The sequence below is a fragment of the Parabacteroides hominis genome, from assembly GCF_014287585.1.
GTDB classification, from domain to species: domain Bacteria; phylum Bacteroidota; class Bacteroidia; order Bacteroidales; family Tannerellaceae; genus Parabacteroides; species Parabacteroides hominis.
Genome location: NZ_JACOOJ010000052.1, coordinates 1 through 22,054, shown reverse-complemented (window position 1 = coordinate 22,054; position 22,054 = coordinate 1). Strand labels below are relative to the sequence as shown.

Annotated in this window: 18 protein-coding genes and 1 pseudogene; 10 read left to right on the top strand and 9 right to left on the bottom strand. The window is 47.0% G+C overall.

The window, feature by feature from the left end; translation table 11 throughout:
- The 9 genes from H8S65_RS19110 to H8S65_RS19070 all read left to right on the top strand — a co-directional run.
- Positions 1–384: beta-barrel domain-containing protein (locus H8S65_RS19110; RefSeq protein WP_186931425.1), on the top strand; the 384-nt coding region annotated here is incomplete at its 5' end.
- A 419-nt stretch (positions 385–803) separates the two neighbouring features.
- Positions 804–1,250 (top strand): HU family DNA-binding protein, encoded by a 447-nt coding sequence (locus H8S65_RS19105; RefSeq protein ID WP_186931424.1) that lies wholly within the window; start codon positions 804–806, stop codon positions 1,248–1,250.
- A gap of 137 nt (positions 1,251–1,387) precedes the next feature.
- Positions 1,388–1,876: a pyridoxamine 5'-phosphate oxidase family protein gene (locus tag H8S65_RS19100; protein ID WP_186931423.1), complete on the top strand. Its 489-nt coding sequence runs from the start codon at positions 1,388–1,390 to the stop codon at positions 1,874–1,876.
- A gap of 136 nt (positions 1,877–2,012) precedes the next feature.
- Positions 2,013–2,960 (top strand): serine O-acetyltransferase, encoded by a 948-nt coding sequence (locus H8S65_RS19095; protein ID WP_186931422.1) that lies wholly within the window; start codon positions 2,013–2,015, stop codon positions 2,958–2,960.
- A gap of 50 nt (positions 2,961–3,010) precedes the next feature.
- Positions 3,011–4,531, top strand: coding sequence for a THUMP domain-containing class I SAM-dependent RNA methyltransferase (locus tag H8S65_RS19090; RefSeq protein WP_186931421.1), 1,521 nt, complete (start codon positions 3,011–3,013; stop codon positions 4,529–4,531).
- Positions 4,515–6,713, top strand: a complete 2,199-nt coding sequence (locus H8S65_RS19085; protein ID WP_186931420.1) for a S9 family peptidase — start codon at positions 4,515–4,517, stop codon at positions 6,711–6,713. The genes H8S65_RS19090 and H8S65_RS19085 overlap by 17 nt, the downstream gene beginning before the upstream one ends.
- A 42-nt stretch (positions 6,714–6,755) precedes the next feature.
- Entirely contained in the window at positions 6,756–8,027 is a 1,272-nt protein-coding gene (purD, locus tag H8S65_RS19080; RefSeq protein ID WP_186931419.1) for a phosphoribosylamine--glycine ligase, read from the top strand.
- Between the two features lie 310 nt (positions 8,028–8,337).
- Positions 8,338–9,351: a hypothetical protein gene (locus tag H8S65_RS19075; RefSeq protein WP_186931418.1), complete on the top strand. Its 1,014-nt coding sequence runs from the start codon at positions 8,338–8,340 to the stop codon at positions 9,349–9,351.
- Positions 9,336–9,785, top strand: coding sequence for a YqaA family protein (locus H8S65_RS19070; RefSeq protein ID WP_186931417.1), 450 nt, complete (start codon positions 9,336–9,338; stop codon positions 9,783–9,785). The genes H8S65_RS19075 and H8S65_RS19070 overlap by 16 nt, the downstream gene beginning before the upstream one ends.
- On the opposite strand, the gene H8S65_RS19065 is transcribed toward H8S65_RS19070, so the two are convergent.
- From H8S65_RS19065 to H8S65_RS19035, 7 genes are all read right to left on the bottom strand, one after another.
- Positions 9,786–10,499: a DUF5036 family protein gene (locus H8S65_RS19065; RefSeq protein ID WP_186931416.1), complete on the bottom strand. Its 714-nt coding sequence runs from the start codon at positions 10,497–10,499 to the stop codon at positions 9,786–9,788. It lies immediately after the preceding gene.
- 178 nt (positions 10,500–10,677) lie between these two features.
- Complete coding sequence (locus H8S65_RS19060; protein WP_186931415.1) at positions 10,678–11,967, bottom strand: S28 family serine protease; 1,290 nt, start codon at positions 11,965–11,967, stop codon at positions 10,678–10,680.
- Positions 11,968–11,985: 18 nt separating this feature from the next.
- The gene (locus tag H8S65_RS19055) at positions 11,986–12,264 is read right to left on the bottom strand and encodes a Txe/YoeB family addiction module toxin (RefSeq protein ID WP_186931414.1); all 279 of its coding nucleotides are present in this window, start codon (positions 12,262–12,264) and stop codon (positions 11,986–11,988) included.
- Positions 12,261–12,563, bottom strand: a complete 303-nt coding sequence (locus H8S65_RS19050) for a hypothetical protein (protein ID WP_186931413.1) — start codon at positions 12,561–12,563, stop codon at positions 12,261–12,263. The genes H8S65_RS19055 and H8S65_RS19050 overlap by 4 nt, the downstream gene beginning before the upstream one ends.
- A gap of 65 nt (positions 12,564–12,628) precedes the next feature.
- Positions 12,629–13,561, bottom strand: a complete 933-nt coding sequence (queG, locus tag H8S65_RS19045; protein WP_186931412.1) for a tRNA epoxyqueuosine(34) reductase QueG — start codon at positions 13,559–13,561, stop codon at positions 12,629–12,631.
- Complete coding sequence (locus H8S65_RS19040) at positions 13,562–14,173, bottom strand: polysaccharide deacetylase family protein (protein ID WP_186931411.1); 612 nt, start codon at positions 14,171–14,173, stop codon at positions 13,562–13,564. It abuts the gene before it with no gap.
- 2 nt (positions 14,174–14,175) lie between these two features.
- The gene (locus H8S65_RS19035) at positions 14,176–17,418 is read right to left on the bottom strand and encodes a DUF2723 domain-containing protein (protein ID WP_186931410.1); all 3,243 of its coding nucleotides are present in this window, start codon (positions 17,416–17,418) and stop codon (positions 14,176–14,178) included.
- A gap of 495 nt (positions 17,419–17,913) precedes the next feature.
- Here H8S65_RS19035 and H8S65_RS19030 point away from each other — a divergent pair.
- A pseudogene (locus H8S65_RS19030) lies at positions 17,914–19,038 on the top strand (Fic family protein).
- Between the two features lie 213 nt (positions 19,039–19,251).
- Here H8S65_RS19030 and H8S65_RS19025 read toward each other — a convergent pair.
- Together H8S65_RS19025 and H8S65_RS19020 are read right to left on the bottom strand one after the other, a co-directional pair.
- Positions 19,252–19,881: an outer membrane beta-barrel protein gene (locus H8S65_RS19025; RefSeq protein WP_186931409.1), complete on the bottom strand. Its 630-nt coding sequence runs from the start codon at positions 19,879–19,881 to the stop codon at positions 19,252–19,254.
- Between the two features lie 176 nt (positions 19,882–20,057).
- Positions 20,058–21,743: an ATP synthase subunit B family protein gene (locus H8S65_RS19020; RefSeq protein WP_186931408.1), complete on the bottom strand. Its 1,686-nt coding sequence runs from the start codon at positions 21,741–21,743 to the stop codon at positions 20,058–20,060.
- Between the last annotated feature and the right edge of the window lie 311 nt (positions 21,744–22,054).

The following is a 22,054-nucleotide window of genomic DNA, read 5'->3' as shown; positions in this document are numbered from 1 at the left end:
TACCCGAACCTGTATGTGCAGGGTGGCGACTTGTTTGCGCGGATCGTGCCGGAGGATGCTGGCGAATGGGTCGGGCTGGCGTCGATGCCGATCGCGAGTTCGGGCAAGGTGCGGAAGGGGCAGCGCGTGATTGTCCGTTTCAGCAATTACCCGGATCAGGAGTTCGGGATCGTGGAGGGGCGTGTGTTGTCCGTCTCAATGGTCCCGCTGGAAGACAATTACAGGGTGGAGATTGCCTTCCCCGTCGGACTGACCACCAATTACGGAATCTGTCTTCCTGTGGCGCAGGAAATGAGAGCCACGGCCGGAATCGTAACAGAAGAGCTTCGTTTGATAGAACGTTTCTTCCAGCCACTGAAAAAAATCTTACGCGAAGGAATGTAAGTGGCTTTCAAAAGTTTCATGAGTTTTTAATGGGGGGAACGAGTTAAATCTGTTCCTGGAAGTAGTCAATTTATGGATGTAACCGTATAAAAAACATAAATCTTCGTATACGGAAATTTCATTTTCTCTTTTACTCGCTTTTGATATGGATGTGTCTGCCAGGTATTTGGCTGACAAAATCCGGTATGCGCGGATGGATTCGTACGATTTTGCCGACCTGATGGAGAAAAGCAGTGAGAGGGAATAGTTGAAAGGTGACAGTTGAAAGGTGAAAGTTGAAATACCGCTTGTCGCAACTTTCAATTTTCACCTTTCACCTTTCAACTGTCTTGTCTCACTGCTTTTTTAACGGTTTTCGGGTGCCATATCTTTGCAGTGTGATCAAAAACAAATTATTAATCATTTAAAAACTAAAGATTATGGCTTTGAAATTTAGAAAAGTACAGAGAAAAGTAATGGTCGGTGAAGAAAAAGACCAGGTGAAAACGTATGCAGTGGCGAAAGCTTCGGGCTATTGTGATATGGAAAAGCTTTGTGAATTGGTTTCAAACCGCTCGGCTATGTCAAGTGCGGATGTGAAAGCCGTACTCGATTCTTTGAATTGGGCTATGGGATTGGAACTCCGTTCCGGCAATATCGTACAGGTCGGTGAATTTGGAAATTTCCGTATGTCGGTTCGCTCGAAAGGGGCGGCAACGGAAGATGAATTCAATGCTTCCAATATTACGAAAGCACGTATTGTATTTACTCCGGGATTGAGCCTTCGCCGTTCAAACGGTCAGATTAGGTTTGAAGAAGACGATGTGAAAGTTGTGATTGGTGAAGGTTCCGGTGGCGGAGAGGAAGAAAGGCCGGGCGAGCTCTAAAAGATGACAACAATAAAGGGGGTGGATTGACACCTCCTTTTGTTCTTGTAAGAGGATGCGACAAATATATCCTGCGGGAGCAGCCTGAAAAAGATAAAAAACTTGTATGTTTGTAGGGATAAAAACAGAAACGAGAAATGAAGACATTAGTACATACCGATAAAGAACTGATTGAAGCGACCATTAAGAAGTGTGATATTTGCTATGTGGGACTGGCCGATACGGATGGGACTCCCTATGTATTGCCGATGAACTTTGGCTACCGCGATGGTGTTATATACCTGCATTCGGCACAGGAGGGACGGAGCATCTCCATTTTAGAACGGAATCCACGCGTCTGCATTACGTTCAGTACGGATCATGATCTCGTTTTCCAGCACCCGGAGGTCGCTTGCAGTTACCGGATGCGCTCCAAGAGCGTGATCTGCTGGGGTAAAGTCCGCTTTGAAGAAGATTTCGACAAGAAGACGGAGGCCTTGGATATCATAATGAAACAGTATTCGGATAAGGAATTTCGCTATTCCGGTCCGGCTGTGAAGAATGTCAAAATATGGATTGTGGAAATGGACGAAGTGACCTGCAAGGAATTCGGGGCACCGCATAATAAGTTGAAAATTGGAAGTTAAGAATTGAAAGTTGACGTTGCCGGGCGATTTGTCTTTTTGGATAAAGCGTTGTATGATGGGCAAATAATTGCCTGTTGTCAATTGTTCATTTTCAATTTATTCTTACTTTTGTTGCCAAATACGATATTGCTGAATAATGGGATTGCAAAAGCATAGCAAGGTCTTGAATGATACAGTTGAGATGCTCTCGGACGAGGGGTCTTACCAGCAATTGTTTCATGCTTACCGGGATGAAGAGGCGCTACCCTCGGGTGAAGTGCTGAAAGAGATCATAGATTTGTGCCGGGCAATCCTTTTCCCCGGTTATTACGGGAATGCACGGATCAGCAAGCAGACAATCCGTTTCCATACCGGCGTAAATGTCGGAACGTTGCATACGCTGCTTTCCAAGCAGATTTATGCAGGGCTTTGTTTTGCTGATACTACCTGCGTCTCTTGTCCCGAAGAAAAGATCCTTACCGAGGCGGAGAAACTGTCGGAAGCCTTTATCCGGACGCTTCCCGAAATGCGCAGCCTGTTGGCGACGGATGCCGAAGCCGCTTTTAATGGCGATCCCGCTGCGCAGAACATCAACGAAGTTATTTTTTGCTATCCCGGTTTCCGGGCTGTCTGCAACTATCGCATTGCGCACCAGCTATACCGGTTGGGCGTCCCCTTTATTCCCCGCATGATTACTGAAATGGCCCATTCGGAGACAGGTATCGATATCCATCCGGGGGCAGAGATCGGGCATTATTTCTCGATCGACCACGGGACGGGAACCGTTATCGGTGAAACCAGCGTGATCGGGAACCACGTCCGTATCTTCCAGGGAGTCAGTCTGGCAGGAGAGAAACTGCCGCCCGACGAAAACGGGAATGCGATACGCGGTGTGCCGCGCCATCCGGTGTTGGGCGACCATGTGACGGTCTATTCCAATGCAACGTTGTTGGGACGGATCCATATCGGCGAAGGGGCCACGATCTGCGGCAACGTCTGGATCACGGAGGATGTTCCGGCAGGGGCTACTGTCAGCCAACTGACGATAGGCAAATGTCAATTGACGGTTAGCGGGGTAACTGAACAAAAAACGATTAATAATTAAAATAGAATTACTAATAAACGATGAGGAATCATTGTTAACTTTCACTTAAAATGAGCGAGACATTTGAAATGGTGGCCAAGACCCTTTACGGGTTGGAAGAAATACTGGCCGGCGAGTTATTATCTTTAGGTGCCAACGATATACAGATTGGTCGCCGGATGGTTTCCTTTACCGGAGATAAGGAAGTGCTTTACAAAGCCAACTTCTATTGCCGTACGGCATTGCGTATCTTGAAGCCTATCTATCACTTTAAAGCCAAAGACGCCGATAGTGTCTACAAAGAGGTTAAAAAGGTGAAATGGGAAAATTACATGTCCCTGGACAAGACGTTTGCCATAGATTCTGTAATCTACTCTGAGGATTTCAATCACTCCAAGTTTGTTGCTTATCGTACGAAGGATGCAATCGTGGATTATTTCATGGAGAAGGAGCAGAAACGCCCTTCTGTCCGTGTAAACAATCCGGATCTGTATATCAATATTCATATTTCACATAACGATTGTACGCTCTCTATCGACAGTTCGGGCGAGAGCCTGCATAAACGCGGTTACCGCGTGGACCAGACGGAAGCGCCGTTGAATGAGGTGCTGGCTGCCGGTATGATCTTGAAAACGGGATGGAAAGGCGAATCGAATTTCGTCGATCCGATGTGCGGTTCCGGTACGTTGTTAATCGAAGCGGCGATGATCGCCTTGAATATTGCGCCGGGCGTGCATCGTAAGGAGTTCGCTTTCGAGAAATGGATTGACTTCGACCAGGAACTGTTCGACCGCATTTATAACGACGAAAGCCAGGAACGTGAGTTTACTTTCAAGTGTTATGGCGCCGATATCAATCCGGCGGCGATCGAGATTGCCGAAAAGAACATCCGCAGTGCTGGCCTGATGAAATATATCGAGCTGAAAACCCAGCCGTTCCAGCAGTGCACGGAAGCTCCGCAGCCGGGCATCATGGTGACCAATCCTCCTTACGGCGAACGTATTTCCAGCCGTGACCTGTTAGGGTTGTACAACATGATCGGCGAACGCATCAAGCATGTGTTTACAGGTTATAAGGTTTGGATTCTGAGCTATAAGGATGAATGTTTCGACAAGATCGGCCTGAAACCGAGTGAAAAGATGAAGCTTATGAACGGATCGCTGGAATGCGAATACCGTTGCTACGACATATTCGAGGGGAAAAACAAGGATTATAAAAAAGCACTGAACGAAGAGGGCGAAGCACGTCCTTCCCGTCCGGAAAGGCCTTCTTTCGAACGCAGGCCGGACCGCCCGTCGCGTCCTAACTTCCGTACCGACCGCATGGATCGTCCCGACCGCCGTTTTGCCGCCGCACATGCTGAAGAAGACAGCGAACGGGCTCCCTTTGTTCCCGGCAAACGTTATTTCGGCGATGATCGAGCAGATGGACGTCCGGCGCGTAAGGATTTTGTCGGCAAACGTCCGATCAAGAAACACTTTAAGGATGATGAGGATTTTGGCGGTAAGAAGAAGTTCGGAGATAAGAAATTCGGTGACCGTTCATTTAAGAAACCATTCAAAAGAAGGGGTAAGGATGACTTTGAGGCTTAATCTTTTAGGTATATTCTGTGCTTTGGCACTTCTAAATCCGTTGTCGATGATGGGACAAGACAAACAGTTCACTTTGCATGACCTGATTCCCGGTGGAAAGACGCAAAGCCACTTTGTGCCCCGTAACTTGAAACAGTTGCAGTGGTGCGGAGATACGTATCTGTATGTCAAGGGCGACAGCATGATGAGTGGAGAATCGACAAAGCCGGTGAAAGTCGCCTTTACCCGCCGGCAGTTGAACGAAGCGCTTACGGCAGCCGGCGCACAGACGGTCGGCAGTATGCCCTTCTTCTCGGTTCCTTATAAAGATCAGCCGGTGCTTGCTTTTAATGCCAAGCACCATCGTTTCCATTATAACTTTGCGGAAAACAGGATTGTAAACACGTATGACCTGAACGGCTCCTGGGAGAACTTCGACTTCTGTCCGGCCAACGGCTATTTGGCTTTTACGGAGGGCGACAACCTGAGAATCCTTTCACCGGATAACGCTGTCGGTATCGTGACGGATGAAACGGTCGAAGGTATAGTTTGCGGAAAGTCTGTTCATCAGAACGAGTTCGGTATCCATAAAGGGACTTTCTGGTCTCCGAACGGTTCGGCGCTGGCTTTCTACCGGATGGATGAAAGCATGGTGACGGATTATCCGTTTGTCGATATTACCGCCCGTTGTGCGAAAGCCGAGCCGCACAAATACCCGATGGCTGGGATGAAAAGCCACGAGGTGACGGTCGGTGTCTACAACTTGGCGACCGGGAAAACCGTCTGGTTGAAAACCGGGTTGCCGAAGGAAAAGTATCTGACGAATATTGCCTGGAGCCCGGATGAAAAGAGCATTTATATTGCCGAACTGAACCGGGATCAGAACGAGATGCACCTGGTACGCTATTCTGCCTTGACGGGTGAGAAAGAGGCGGATCTGTTTACCGAAAAAAACGAACATTATGTAGAGCCGCAACATCCGGTGCTTTTCCTGCCGAACAATCCGGAACAGTTTATCTGGCAGAGCCGGCGCGATGGCTATAATCATTTGTATCTGTATAATACGAAGGGAGAACTGTTGAAGCAGTTGACGGAAGGCGAGTGGGAAGTGCTGAATGTCCTCGGCTTCGATGCCAAGGGAAAGGCGTTGTTCTTCTCTTCTACAAGGCCGTCGATGCTGAGCTCGTTCAGCTATGGCGATGCACTGTATGTCGGGACGTCACGCCTGGACCTGAAAAAGGGAACCTCTTACGAATTGACTTCGGGCGGTTTGCAGGGTGTACATGCCACGCAACTGAGCGCGTCCGGCAAATATCTGATCGACAGCTATTCCGCTCCTGACGTCCCACGTGAGATTTCGATCATTGACGGACAGAAACGGGAAACCTTACGGACGTTGTTGACGGCGAAAGATCCGTACGAAGGATATGCGATGCCGGAAATCGTTACCGGAAAGATCAAGGCGGCAGATGGCGTCACTTCTTTGAATTACCGCTTGGTAAAACCTGTCGGCCTGGATGAAACGAAGAAATATCCGACGATTGTCTATGTGTACGGCGGCCCGCATGCCCAGTTGGTTACAGGCGGATGGAAAAACGGCGTAGGCGGTTGGGATATCTATATGGCTCAACGCGGCTATGTGGTCTTCACGCTCGATAGCCGGGGATCGGCGAACCGGGGACAGGCTTTCGAAAATGTCATACATCGTAATTTAGGTGTGAACGAGATGGCGGACCAGGTAAAAGGTGTCGAGTATCTGAAATCACTCCCGTATGTCGATGCCGGTCGTATCGGCGTGCACGGATGGAGCTACGGCGGTTTTATGACGACGAACCTGATGTGCTCGTATCCGGAACTGTTCAAAGTAGGGGTTGCCGGTGGCCCGGTGATCGACTGGAGCAACTATGAGATTATGTATGGCGAGCGCTATATGGACCGTCCGCAGGACAATCCGGAAGGTTATAAGAATGCCAACCTGAAGCTGAAAGCGGGTAACCTGAAGGGGCATTTGTTGTTGATCCACGGAGATATCGATCCGGTTGTTGTCTGGCAGCACAGTCTGGGATTCCTGAAAGCTTGTGTGGATGCGGATACCTATCCCGATTATTTCGTTTATCCCCGCCATTTGCATAATGTGATCGGTAAAGACCGTCCGCATCTGTATGAGAAGATAACGCGCTACTTCGACGATTACTTGAAGTAAGGAGGCGTATCAGAATTGACAAAATATAAAAAGAACTACAATATGAACATATTATTACTTGGCTCAGGCGGCCGCGAACATGCAATAGCCTGGAAGATTGCTCAAAGCCCGAAAGTAGATCAGTTATTCATTGCCCCCGGTAATGCGGGAACTGCATTGGTGGGTACGAATGTAAATATCAAGGCGGACGATTTCCCTGCTATCAAGGACTTTGCGTTGGCAAACCATATCGGTATGGTGGTGGTAGGCCCGGAAGATCCGCTGGTAAAAGGGGTGTATGACTATTTCAAGAACGATGCCGCCCTGGCAGGTATTCCGGTGATCGGCCCTTCGAAAGAGGGAGCGCAGCTGGAAGGCAGCAAGGACTTTGCGAAGGCGTTCATGATGCGTCACAACATCCCGACTGCCCGTTATAAGAGTATCTCAGCCGGAAATTTGGAAGAAGGGTATGCTTTCCTGGAAGAATTGCAGGCTCCTTATGTGTTGAAGGCCGATGGTCTGGCTGCCGGTAAAGGGGTGTTGATCCTCGACACGCTCGAAGAAGCGAAGAAGGAACTGGGCGATATGTTGGGCGGTATGTTCGGCGATGCCAGCAAGACGGTCGTGATCGAAGAGTTCCTGGACGGTATCGAATGTTCCGTATTCGTGATGACGGATGGCGAAAGCTACAAAGTGCTTCCGGTGGCAAAAGACTACAAGCGTATCGGCGAAGGCAATACAGGTTTGAATACAGGCGGCATGGGAGCCGTGTCTCCGGTTCCTTTTGCCGACGAGGTGTTTATGCAGAAAGTGGACGAGCGCATTATCCGCCCGACGATAGAAGGGCTGAAAGCGGAAAATATCGACTATAAGGGTTTCGTTTTCCTCGGCCTGATCAATGTGAAGGGCGAACCGATGGTGATCGAATATAATTGCCGCATGGGTGACCCGGAAACGGAAGTTGTCATGTTGCGTATCCAGAGCGACCTGGTTGAACTGTTGGAAGGTGTGGCCGAAGGTAATTTGGGTAGCCGTACACTGGTGCACGATCCGCGTGCGGCTGTAACGGTTATGCTGGTAAGCGGCGGTTATCCCGAAGCGTATGAAAAAGGAAAGGTTGTCAGTGGCCTGGATAAGGTCTCCGCTGAAAACATCGTTTTCCATGCCGGGACAAAAGCTGCCGACGGACAGATCCTGACTAATGGCGGTCGTGTCATCGCTGTCAGCTCTTACGGGGTCAACAAGGAAGAAGCCCTTGCCCGATCCTTCGCCGGTGCTAAGCTCATCGATTTCGAAAAGAAATATTTCCGTAGCGATATCGGATTTGATTTATAAATTGTTGTCATAAATGCTGATTTATGGGGTGAGCTAACAGACGAGGCAAGCCTTGTGTTGCAGGCTCTCTTTTGTCGTCTGCTTCAGCAGACGGTTTAAAAGATCTGAAGGCAAAGCCTCTTCCTCTGTGGACTTTAGTCCCTTTCTTCTATTGTATTTAAAGGGGTTAAAACCCACAGAGGAACCGGCAAAGCCGGAACAATCATCTATCCGTCTGCTGAAGCAGACGGCAAAAGAGAGCCTACGGTATAAGGCTTGCCTTGTCTGTTGGCTCACATGTAAACCATCATTTATCTATTCCTGATCAAAAATGCGAGTAGCTTATAACAAATATTCCCGTCGATTCGACTTTTCTGCACCGCCGACATTCGTTCCGGTCTTATTGGCATGTATCGTCTGTTGGGTGGTCAGTTATTTGTACTCCGTGGGCTATCCTGTCTATGGCGAGGTCTCGGCTACTCCTCTCTGGAATACGATTTGCCAGGCATTGCCAGGCAAAGAATTTACCTATATCATCGGGATGGCATTGATGTTCGGGGGGGCTTTCCTTTTGCATCGTGCGAACTATGTGCTGGTGCTGATACGGGAGAAGACGATGTTGCCCTTTCTCTTCTATGTCCTGTTCATCAGTACGAATCCCGATTTCTTTCCCTTGAAATCGACTTCGGTCGGTGTTTTCTGCCTGATCCTGGCGATTTACCAGCTGTTCACGACCTATCATGATCCCGAAGCGAGAGAAAAGGCCTACAGTGCCGCCTTGCTGATCGGTATCGGCAGCCTGCTCTGGATTCACTTGCTCTGGTTTCTGCCGTTGTTTTGGCTGGGGATGTATAATTTCCGTTCGTTGACGCCCCGTACTTTTATCGCTTCTTTGTTAGGGGTGGCGACGGTGTATTGGTTCCTGTTGGGGTGGTGTGTCTGGCAACGGGATTTCACGCTGTTCAGCGTTCCTTTCTCAACACTCTTCAAGGTGCGCTTCCTTGCCACGGACGGAATCGTGTTGCTGGATTGGATCAGTATTATGGCGATTGCCCTGTTGACGGTTGTCGCTTCCCTGAATATCGTCATGCACGATACGGAAGATTCGCTTCGCTCCCGTCAGTTCCTCTCGTTCCTGATTGCGATGTCCGTGTGGGCGTTCAGTCTGTATTTCCTTTATGAACAGGTTTCGGAAGAGTTTCTGGAAACAGCTTGCGTGCCAGCCTCTATCCTGATCGCCCACTTTTTTACGGTGACACGGGGCAAGATCGTGTTTTGGTCGTTTTTTGCAACTGTGGCAGTCCTGATTGCCACTCTATTCATTCGGATATGGAATTTCTTATAGAATACGGATATATCGGCGTGTTCATCGCCTCTTTCTTAGCTGCCACCGTTTTGCCGTTCAGCAGCGAGGTTGTTCTGACCGGCGTGTTGTTGGCGGGAGCGGCCTACTGGCCCTGTATGATTGCGGCTACGCTGGGTAATTTTTTAGGCGGTATGAGTTGTTACTGGCTCGGTATGCTGGGCAAGGTCGAATGGATAGAGAAATATCTGAAACTGGATGCCGTCAAATTGCAGAAAGTACAGGATTGGATAAAGGGGAAAGGTTCCTGGATGGGCTTTTTCGTCTTCCTTCCCGGCATAGGCGATTTTATCGCCGTGGCACTCGGTTTCCTCCGTGCCAATATCTGGATCGTGGCTATCTCGATGTTTCTCGGAAAGGCGATCCGATATTGGGTTTGGATGGAATTTGTCTATAAAGTACAAGGAATGTTCTGATTATTCCACTTTGAGATATACTTTCGTATAAATCTCATTATGCCGGGCATAGATGGCGTAGTTGCCCCGGATGTCGTGCCACGTGAGTAGAAGACTCATTTTCAGGACTCCGCCTTCAGTCGAAATCTGGAAAATATCTTCCAGATCGCTATCGTAGCTAAACTCTGTGCCTTTCGGGAATTCATAGACAACTTCGTTTTCAGTGCCGCTGACCACTGTCCCGATCGTACTGTCGTAGGCAGGCATCCCGTCGGCCTCTGGATTGATCAGAGCAAACCGGACAACGGCTCCTATCCTTCTTTCCTCTTTCTTGATCTCGGAGTCGACATAGAACTGATAGTAGTCGCCAGCCAGCGCCAGTGCCAACTTCCCCGAAGGAAACCGCATCACAGCATCTCCCTTGAAAGCCTGGTAGAGATGTCCCGGCGTTACGGCTACCTGGTTGACCAATCCCTCGCTGATTTGGGGCGGGACAACCCTTCCGAGTCCTTTCGACGAACCGAGTTCGACGATCAGGCATCTGTTTGTCTCGAAATTGTTTGCTGCATTGATATAGATATCGGAGTTGCCCAAGCGGGTCTTGCCGTTTTCTGCGTCGAGCATGTTCAAGGTTGTTGCATTGTCGATTTCCGGAGTGGAATCGTCATCCGAACAGGAAAAAGCCGGGAGCAGAAATGCCGCCAGCAGGAACTGAAACAAGAGATTCTTTTTCATTTACTTCTTTATTAATAAGTTAGACAATAGGTGAAACACATATACAAAGATAATTATATTTTGTTGAAAAGCGGTCGTTATCCATTATTCTTTTGAAAGTGTCATCCGAACGATAACCCTATGCCTTACGATAGCTAACCCTATGCTTTAGCCATCGTAAGGCATAGGGTTATAGATACTATTCCGCCAGCCATTTATTGATCTGCGTCAGTATCTTTTCCTTCAAGTCTTCCGGCATGTTGCTGATACGGGCGCGGTGGCTGCCTCCGGGTTGGATGTAGACTTGTTCGTTTACCTTGCCTTTGAAGGTCGGGACACGGGTGGCGCTCCACGGGTCTACTTCGCCATAGATAAAGATCATCTTCGGATCGTTGTCACGGAGGAAATCGTAGACTTTATGGTAGAGTTCGGGGCGGTATTCTACTTTGTCGACCAGTTCTTTCGGTAGCATGATGCGGTTCAGATATCCTTTGCTGCTGTCGATTGTCAGGTATTTGCGGAACGGTTTCGTGTCGTAGCCGTAGTAGCCCAATTCGCGGGCAGCCTGTACGAAGAAGGAGATGTTTGGCTGGTTTTCGGCAAAATAGTCGGGGCCGCTGATATCGGCCAAATGGTAAAACAGTGTCTTAGTATCGGATGTGAGCGGCGGGATCACACTGGTCGGCGTACCCCATTGCCAGAGGGCGAACGGGTATTCCAAAACACAATAATCCAATACTTCGGCCATCGGAATACGGAATTCCAGCTTCTTGTCCTTGCAGAACTTTTCCAGCATCGGGACGATTTCTTCCTTGCGTTTCAGGATTTCGGTTTGGAAAGCTTCGATCTTTTGGCGGTCTTTCTTCGTGCCGACCTTGCGGAGGAAGGGTTCGTGGCGCCCGTCTTCCACACCGCGGTTCAAGGGGGCTACGTAGGGGACGGAGAAGTCTACGTCGTCCGGGAACCAGGCACGGTACAGGCAGGTGGTCTGTCCGCCTTTGCTGATGCCGGTACTGACCCATTTACCGGCGTACAGTTGCTTGAATGTCCGGTTGACATTATGCAGGTCGTAGGCCGAGTTCTCTGCCGTCAGGTAGTCCCAATTGCAGGGATTCGGGGTGGATTCGAGAAAATAACGGTATTCCACGAATACCATATTGGCATCGAGCAGCTTAGACAGCTCTTCCTGATAGCGCGGGTTCAAGGCATACGCCGCACCATATCCTTCCGTGACCAATATGGTCGGTCGGTCAAAACCGACATGAGAGACGATTACGCGTTGCGTAAATGTTCCGGCTGCCGGGTCACGATGGTCGACAGGCTGGGTGATGCGTACGAGATATTTCTCGGCATAATGATCCGATTCCAGCTTCTCGATGCCGCTGATACCTTTCAGTCCTTCTAATTTCTTTTGTAATTCACTTGGGTTTGCAAATGCTGTCAGCACCCAAACACAGGACAGGAGCAATAGATAGATTGTTCTTTTCATGAGGTTTGTTTTTATTGATTATTTATTATCGTAATGTTTTCTGGCAGAAATGACTTCAACTGTCACTATATCTTCATGGATGGCATAGATGGTACGGAAGTGTTTATTGATGCGTCTGCTCCAATAACCAGATAAATTTCCCTTCAGTTGTTCTACTTGCCCCGTTCCTGTAGTTGGGTGTTCTTCGAGTTTTTTAAACAAAGACAGGATTTTCAAAAGGTCTTTTTTCTGTCCGGATTTTTTCCACAATAAAAGGTCCCGTTCGGCTTCTTCGGCCAGTATAAGTTTATAACTCATATATCCAACAGTTTTTTGATTTCTTCTGCGGTATAAGTTTTAGATCGGCCGTGCTTAATGTCTTCAATGCCGCGCATGACTGATGCCATGTTGTCGGGGTCGTCAAACCAAGTATCGTTACTCGGACTTGGATTAGCTGTGGTTTGTATGTTCAAAGTTTCGGCCTTTTTTATTAAAATACTTTCGATATATGATTTTAAGCTCTTGCCCTGTTCGGCTGCTACGATAGAAAGTTTTTGCAAAGTTTCTACCGGCAGATCGATATTCTTCCTTTTTCTCTGTAATGCTATTGTTGCCATCTTGTAATGTTTTGCTACAAATATACTTAATATCTATAACATGCTTGAAATTTTCTTCTATAAAATCACTTTCGCCATGCATCTCGTGTACGCATTAAACCTTCATATTTGGCTCGTTTTACAGCTGATTTGGCAAAGATGCGACGATAATCTTCTTCTGTCATGCTGTCGATTTCCTTCCGGCTTATCTGGAGTAATTCTTTGGACGGACGGAATGCCTCTATCCGGGTCGGGCGGGCGAAACGGTTCCAGGGGCAGACCTCTTGGCAGGTGTCGCAGCCGTAGAGGCGGTTACCGAGGCGGGCGGCCTGTTCGACGGGGATTTCTCCGCGGTTCTCGATGGTGAGATAGGAGAGGCATTTGCGGGCGTTCAGATGGCGGGGGCCTTCCAGTGCTCCTGTCGGGCAGGTATCCAGGCAACGGGTACAACTGCCGCAACGGTTCTTCTGCGGTGTGTCGTAATGATCCGCTTCGAGGGTGGTGACAATTTCTCCCAAGAAGAAGAAAGAACCTTTACCGGGAATAATCAGGTTCGTGTTCTTCCCGATCCAGCCCAGTCCGGCTTTCCAAGCCCAATAGCGTTCGAGGATAGGAGCGGAGTCGGTGAAAAAGCGGGCGGTTCCTGTGTCTGCCTGTCCCGTTCCCGTGTGCGGCAGCAGTGCGACCCACAAGTCATTCAGCATCTCTTTTATGACGAAATGGTAATCTTTTCCGTATGCATAATAGGCGATATGAGGCGCTTCGGGCGGAAGTTTCTGCTCCGGATAATAATTCAACGCCACGGATATGACTGTCTTGGCTCCTTCCACCAACCCAGTGGGATTAAGCCGTATTTCCCGGTGGTTCTCCATATATGCCATCTCGGCATGGTTGCCCTCCTTCAGCCACTTGTCAAAAAAAAAGGCTTCACTGTCTGCGGTTGCCACTTGTGCGATCCCGCAGGCATCGAAGCCGATCTCTTTTGCTTTCTCTTTTATATATGTAGACGAAATTTGCATTCACTCAAAGACCTTGAACTCATACCCTTGTGCCTGTAGCCATTCGATGGCCCGGGGCATCGCTTCGCGCATGTTGCTTTCTGCTTTCAGCGAGTCGTGAAAGACGATTACGGAACCGTTGCGGGTGTAATTCTTCACCACGTTGAAGACGCCGTTCGGTGTCATGTGCGGACTATAATCGCGCGTCACCACGTCCCACATGATGATCCGGTAATGCCTCCTGAGCCATACTACCTGCGGAAAACGCATGTGTCCGTGAGGCGGACGGAACAGGTTGCTTTTGATATATTCGGCAGCCTTTTCCACATTCGCCAGATAGTTCTTGGTCCAGAAGCGGATGCCCTGGATATGGTTGAAAGTATGGTTGCCCACACGATGTCCCCGGTCCAGTACCATCCGGTAGATGTCCGGATGCTTGCGGACATTGTCACCGACACAGAAGAAGGTAGCCTTTACGCCATATTTGTCTAATATATCCAATACCCAAGGGGTAACCTCAGGGATCGGGCCATCGTCGAAGGTGAGATATACACACTTCTTCTTTGCCGGAATCCGCCAGATTACCCCTGGAAACAGGACCCTGTAAAACCAGGGCGGTTGTTCTATAAACATATCTATTCTCTGCGTCCTGCCGATTCGTAAGCCATACGGTAGTTGTCAAACTCTTCCTGGTATTTCTTATTGAATTCGGGGTTGTAATGTTTGTTGATTAACAATACTTGATTCAAAACCTGCATATCCTGTAACAATTCTGTTTCTACGGAAGCCAACTGCATCGGGTTCAAGCGGAAGTACCAGTTAATGTTACGCATCATGTTATCGGCAATGCCTGTAAATATTTCCGCCGCTTTCTCTTTCTGGCCCAGCACGTAATAAAGCTCACCGGTTGAAAGAGCCGTGTAGTCGAGCGGAACATTTTCCGGCGGCAACACCTGCATACATTTGTCCAATACTTCCAGAGCCTTGTCGTTCTTGCCTTCTTTCACCAATGCCTCTGCCAGCTTGTTGAACAGCAGCAAGCGGTAGCTCTTACACATGCGCATTACATTTTCGTCGATGTAAACGCCCGGTTTATCCACGCCACCCCATTTGAATTTGTTCATCACGTTGTCATACATCTTGTCGGTGTTGACCGACTTGTTGGCATTTTTCGGAACGACCTGATAAGCCAGACCGGTCTGTTCGAAGTAACCGTCCAGATTGACGAACTGGTCCGGGCTGACCGTGATCGCGTAGTACATCGGACGTTCGAAGTTGTTCGTCTGCAACATGTCGAGGATCGTCAGTTCCTGTTTGCCCAGCGCATTCTTTCCGGCAAGGTTGATCATCATCTTGTCTACCATGCCGTCTGTCTTGCCGCCTAAGATCTTGGCTCCGGCGACCGAGTCGACTTTGTAGTACAGCTTGTCGGCGGGGATATAATCGAGTTCCTGGTTGATACCCGGAATCTTCTTGAACTTCGGATCGTCGCTGCGGACAAAGTTCAAGGCCGTGTTCAGGTCGATCGAATCTTTTGTCAGCGGGAATACATAAGCAGCATCGCGGGTTCCTTGTATATATTGGTCGCGTGTCCAGGTGATAGGCAGCGGAGCGGACTCGTAAGCCTGTTTCTTCATCTGGTCGATGTACCAGTCAGTCTGCAGGTAGCTGGTGTTACATACGCGGACATCGGTACGGACACCTTCTACCTCCTGGGCATACCACAAGGGGAATGTGTCGTTGTCGCCGTTGGTGAAGATGATGGCATTCGGCTCGCAGGATTCCAGATAGTTGGAACCGAAATCGCGGCAGACATAGCGGCCTGAACGGTCGTGGTCGTCCCAGTTTTGTCCGGCCATCTGGATCGGTATGAACAGGCAGAGCACGGTTGCCACCGATCCGGCGATAACCGGATTCAGTTTGCCGTATCGCTCCAATCCCTTTGCCAGTGCCGCGACACCGAACCCGATCCAGATACAGAACGCATAGAACGATCCGGCATACGCATAGTCTCGTTCACGCGGCTGGTACGGCGTCTGGTTCAGGTACAGCACGATAGCCAGGCCGGTCATGAAGAACAGGAAGAAGGTCACCCAGAAACTCTGGATCCCTTTCTGTCCCGAATAAGCCTGGAACAGCAAACCTAAAATACCTAACAGCAACGGCAGCATATAATAGACATTGTGCCCTTTATTATTGATAATATCGAACGGCATATCTTCCTGCGGACCGACCAGCACTTCGTCGATAAACGGAATACCGGTAATCCAGTTGCCGTTCAGCACCTCGCCATTTCCCTGGATGTCATTCTGACGGCCGGAGAAGTTCCACATGAAGTAGCGCCAGTACATAAAATTCAGCTGGTAGGAGAAGAAGAACTTCAGGTTTTCCGCGAATGTCGGCTTCATTACGCTCTTCATCTCTCCGCAATAGTTATATTTCACCGGTTGGCCTTTTACCTGCGCCCAATCCTTGTAGGCCTGGACATGGCGCGGGTCGGAGCTGAACATACGCGGGAACAACATGTTCAGTTCGTCGACATATTTGTATTCCTGATCCGTGCGGGACACATAATAACGGTCTTTCTCGTTTTTGTCCTTCTTGATCACGCGGCTCCAGGTCGGTTCGCCTTCGGTCGTGACGGGCACGCAACTTCCTCCCTGGTTTTCGCGCTGTACTTCCGAAACGTAGGTCTGTCCGTAAAGGAGCGGGGTTTTGCCATACTGTTCACGTGCCAGGTAGGTACGCAACGTAAAGATATCGCTCGGCGCGTTCTGGTTCATAGGCGTGTCGGCTGTTGCACGGATCAGCGTCAGTGCATACGAAGAATAGCCCACAACGACTACCATCAGGCAGACCAGGATCGTATTCAGCGTCTTGATATCCACCTTCTTGCTCTTGAACAGATAAAGGCTCAATGCAGCAGTCAGGATTACCGCCAAAACGTAGCCGCTACCGATAAACGGAATACCGATCAATACGATCGACAGGATGAAAGCAATCTTCATGCGTGTCGGATGGATCTCGTCGCGCATGGTTTCCCAGATAGACCAGATCAATACGCCTGCCACAATGATCACATAAGCAAATACTCCGGAATTGTAAGGCATGCCTAAGACATTGACAAACAACAGTTCGAAATAGCCGCAAACCTCGACCAGCCCCTGTACGACGCCGTACATCATCAGCGCAACGATGGCGAAGGAAACGAGCAGGGCAACCAACGTACCCTTCATCGTCGGGTTCGGGAATTTCTTATAGTAATATACCAGCACGATAGCCGGAATACACAACAAGTTCAGCAAGTGGACGCCGATACTCAACCCCATCAGGTAAGCGATCAGTACGATCCAGCGGTCTGCATGCGGTTTGTCGGCAACAGCTTCCCACTTCAGTATCAGCCAGAAAACAACCGCTGTAAAGAGTGATGAATAGGCATAAACTTCCCCTTCCACGGCACTGAACCAGAACGTATCGCTGAATGTATACGCCAGTGCTCCGACCAGACCGCTACCCATGATGGTAATCATCTGGCCTAAAGATGCTTCTTCTCCGTCTTTCACCATGATCTTGCGGGCAAGGTGAGTGATGCTCCAGAAAAGGAACAGGATCGTCAGCCCGCTAAAGAGGGCGGACATCGTGTTCACCATCTTTGCCACTGTAGACGGGTCGGATGCAAGTTGTGTAAACAGGTTGGCCGTCAACATAAAGAACGGTGCTCCGGGCGGATGCCCTACTTCCAGCTTGTAAGCCGAAGAAATGAACTCACCGCAATCCCAGAAACTGGCAGTGGGTTCCATAGTCATCAAATAGACGGTCGAAGCGATCGCAAAAACGATCCAGCCCAACGCGTTGTTGATCAATTTATACTTTCCCATACTTTGTATAAAGTGTAATAATTAATTGTCTTAATTCTGTATCCTCACACGGACAGTTGGCCGCAAAGGTAAGCATTTACGTTTAATACCAACGCCCTGATACGCTATAAATTGTGTGGAAGAGATTAGAAATATATTAAAAGAATCCGCTGAATGACAGTCTGAAATCTGAAAATTTGCTGACATTCGGATGACAACAAACTGACATCTGCGGACAGGATTCGTATCTTGTTGATAGAGAGGTGTGGATTTATAGTTTTTGTTTCGAATCCACTGTCTCCTGTAATTTTTTGTATAGTGGAAATTTTAGGGATATATAAAAAAGGATTAATTGAAAGTGGTATATTTGTACACGAGGTTATTAAGGTTGTTATTTCACTTTTACCGTTATAAAATGAAATAGCGATTTCCTTATTTCACTTTTTGGCTGAAAAATGAAATAAGGGAATGGTATAACTCAGTGATAAGAGTCCTAATTTTAATATTGTAATCGATATGAAAGAATTTAAATCAGGTCTGTACATAAATCAAGGATATTATAAAAGTTTCCAGCCAAACTCGATTAACCATAGCTGGGTGATTGATAATATGGAGATAATCACTTTGTAAAGCAAAGCGGACAGGATGTTGGGGCGGTTGGATATGTACTCAGAACATATTCCTAATCTTGATTTGTTCATCAGTATGCATATTATGAAAGAAGCCACACAATCTTCTAAAATAGAAGGTACACAAACCAATATGGAAGAGGCGCTTTTATCAAAAGAAGATGTTCCGTTAGACAAACGGGATGACTGGATGGAAGTGCATAATTATATTAACGCGATGAACGAGGCAATCAAGATGCTGGAAGATTTGCCGTTTTCAAGCAGATTAATCAGAAATGTCCACAAGGTTTTATTATCGGGGGTACGTGGAGAGCACAAACAGCCAGGAGAGTTTAGGAAAAGTCAGAACTGGATAGGAGGTTTGTCTATTAATGATGCCATATTCGTACCTCCGGTCTGCACTTCGATCCCGGAACTGATGGAAGATATTGAAAAGTTTGTTCATAATGAGCAGATCTTTTTCCCTGAATTATTGAAAATAGCATTGATACATTATCAATTCGAGACTATTCATCCCTTTTTGGACGGCAATGGACGAACTGGCCGGTTGTTGATTACGTTGTATTTGGTCAGTAAAGGTATTTTGAAACGACCTATATTGTATTTGTCTGATTATTTGGAAAAACATAGAAATACATATTATTCCAACATGATGAAAGTCCGGCTTGAGAATGATATCGAAACTTGGTTTAAATTTTTCCTTCATGGAATAATCGATACAGCTGAAAAGGGAGTTGAAACATTTCAAAAGATTTTGTCTTTGCAAAAGGAATATGAAGAATGTATTAAAGCCCTGGGTAGCAGATCGGCTAATGCTTTGAAAGTCATAACAGAACTATACAAACATCCGATGATCGATGCAACAGGAGTTTCCGAGATAACAGGCCTTGGTACGGTTTCCTCCTATAAGTTGATTAAAGAGCTGGAACGTTTGGAGATGTTGAAAGAAATGACAGGCAGTAAACGGGGGCGGATTTATGTATTGGAAAAATATATTCGGATATTCGATTAGGTCTTTGATCTCACTGTCCTCGGCATACAATTCCAGTTGCATGAGCATGCGTTGTAGGCTCATGCAGTGGTTTTCCCGGACGATCCGGAGACAAACAGGCAAACGTTTTTGGTGAGTGTCGGAGAAAAAGCCCTTTCCCGTTTCAAAAAGACGAAACGGAAAGGAGGGCTTTTTTCTGCTGACGTGGGAAAAAGGGTGGATTATTGTTGTCTTTTATTTGATAACAAACGGAATGTACACCGATAACATCAAATCGGACAAATGCCCCCGGCGTCCGAGTGCCGGACCGTCGTTGAAGTGCTTCAGTGTGTTCAAACAGCCATATTGATAGGACAGTCCTAATTCGCAATGTTTGCTCAACCGGTAGCCGACTTTAGCCATTATGGAGAGGTCGAATACGGCTTGTGGTTGTACATATAATGTCGGAGTTACGCCTAATCCGAAATGGAATTTGTCGGTGAGGCGATAGTTCCAACTGGCGGCAATGGAGATCGGCATGATGAAATCAGTAAAACTTTCTCCGGGTGGGATGACATAGTCTCCTTCCGGTATTTTATCAATATCTCCAAGAAGAAGTGCTTTGTATTTGTAAACTTGCATCCATTGGAAACCGATACTCGCATCCAAGTCGATAAAATACCTCTGATTTGCCAAGAAACGGAATCGATAACCAAGCATTCCATTCACATTCACATCATTATTATATCCATAATGAGGAGTTGTCATATACACTGCGCCATCCTGTATAGGAAACCCGGCACCAGCACCGACCAACAGGCCGTGTTCGGTTTGAGCGAACACGGTGGTTGAAATGAGTAAAAGTAAGAATAGGATTTTTTTCATTGTAACTAAATGTATTTATTCTGATTTATCTTTGTTTTTTATCTTTAGCAAAAGTAGTAGTGAACTTTGAGAGTACCAAAAACGGTCAAAAAGTATATGGACAAACCTGAATTTATATGGACAAATAGTTGTAATGTTTTATGTATCAATGAAAATGAAAGATGAAATAGTCAAATCTAAATTGTTATATTCTCCAATGTCCTTTTGATTATAAATTCGCAAATGCTCGTTTTCGAATTGGTCAGCCCTAATGCTTGTCGGGTTCTAAGCCTGCGTTTATTAGCTGAGTCAGGATTGATTCCCAAAAGTATGGCTTCTGATTTTATGCTGATATTCAGGAAACTAAGATAGCAGGTCTCTATCTCGGTCTTCTTTAGGCTTTCCGTTTCTTGTATGGCTTCCAGCCAATTCAGACAAGCAGAGTCGATCTGTTCTTTTAGCTCCTCCCAATCTTGTTCGGAGAACTTTTGTCCATATTTTTTAGTGCTATTCAGGCGTTCTTTCAGCTCCAGGAAGGACGCGGAATGCTGTAGTTTCTCACATCTCAGGATCAGGATTTCTTTTTTGGCTTGAAGCATTTTTTCGCGGATTTGCATTATCTCTTCCTTATTTGTATTGGTATTGATTGCTGCTTTTTGCTTGATTTCATCCGCCAGTTTTGCTAACAGTTGCTCTTTTTCGTCTAATAGTTGTTGCTGTTTGTTGATCTTGTTCAATCTTTTCCGGTCCTTGTACAGATAGAACAAAACACTAACTAAACTGACAAAAAGGATAAGCCCGCTTAATAAATAGATGATAGAATGTAGTTTTTGATTTTGCTGGATAACGGCTAATGAATCATGCCGTTTCTCTGCGTCGATGATGTCTACCTGTTTTTGCTTGTCGTATAAAATATCTTTTGCTTCATAACATTGTTCAAGATATCGGAGTGCTTCCGGAATATTGTCTGCCTCCTTTTCGATCAGGTAGCTTAGATATAAACGATCGGAAGGGATATATGGATTATTGGTCGGGCAATCTGCCATTTCTACATAATGGTGGGCTGAATCCAATTGGTCGCAATTATAAAATAATGTACTTAAAGCCATATAGGTAGAAGCTTTATCTATCGTGTCATAAGCCAAACTTCTGAAAAAATAGAACTTTGCTGTGTCTATTTCATCTAAATGTTCATAAATATTTCCTAATCCGTTCGCAATTGATGCTATTCCTATGGAATCATTCATCTCTGTAACGATCGAATCCGCTTGCAGCATCAGGTCAAGTGCAAGGGACAAAGAGTCGTCAAATACCCACGTTCTACTGATATCCCGCAAAGCGAATGCATAACTCCGCATATTGCCGACTTTTTTGAAATACTCGGCAGCCTCTTCATACTTCCGCCGTTCTTCGGAACGCTGTCCGGTGTAAGTGTACGAATCTGCCATATAGCTGCAAATATATCCTGCCACATTATATGAATGTTTCTCCTTTGCCAAATCCAACGCTTCCGAATATGCCTTTGTTGCCGGGATGAAAAGTTTGTCTTCCATATACGAACGTCCTAAGTAGAGGCCGATCCACGCTTGTTGCTCTGCCGTCCCGTGGCTTTTGTACCAGTCTAAAGCACGGTTGAGTTGTTCGGTGTAAAGCATATCCTTATACAGTTTATCCGCCGCCCGGCAATACAGCATGCACCAACGGGCGAACTGCCGTTCGTTCAGTTCGTCCGGCAGTTCGATGTTCTCCAATATTGCGTATGCACTGTCCGGATTTGATGCCAGCAGCGTTTCCGCCCGGTTCATCTGCTCCGTAACTGCCTGATTTTCCCCGCAGGAGAAAAAGAGAATGGATAAGAAGGCAAATAAGAGTATATTTTTCATAGGCATAGAAACTGTAGCAACATTGCTCTACGCCATAAAGATATGCAAATTAATAAAATCTCGCCTTGAATTTGAAGGAAAAATGACAATATCCCTCCCGAAATGGCAATATTGAATAAAATTACTCATTGATAGATGTTTGCCGAAAATGCCTGTTTGTTAAAAAATATTACCCTTGCATGTAATTCGGATGGGTCTTGTTCACATTTGCTGTATGGCTGCTTTTAGTGTATTTGATTAATAAAAGAGCACAGCTTAAAAAATAAAAGTCTATATTATAAGTGCAAACAAAAAATATGGACAAAATCATT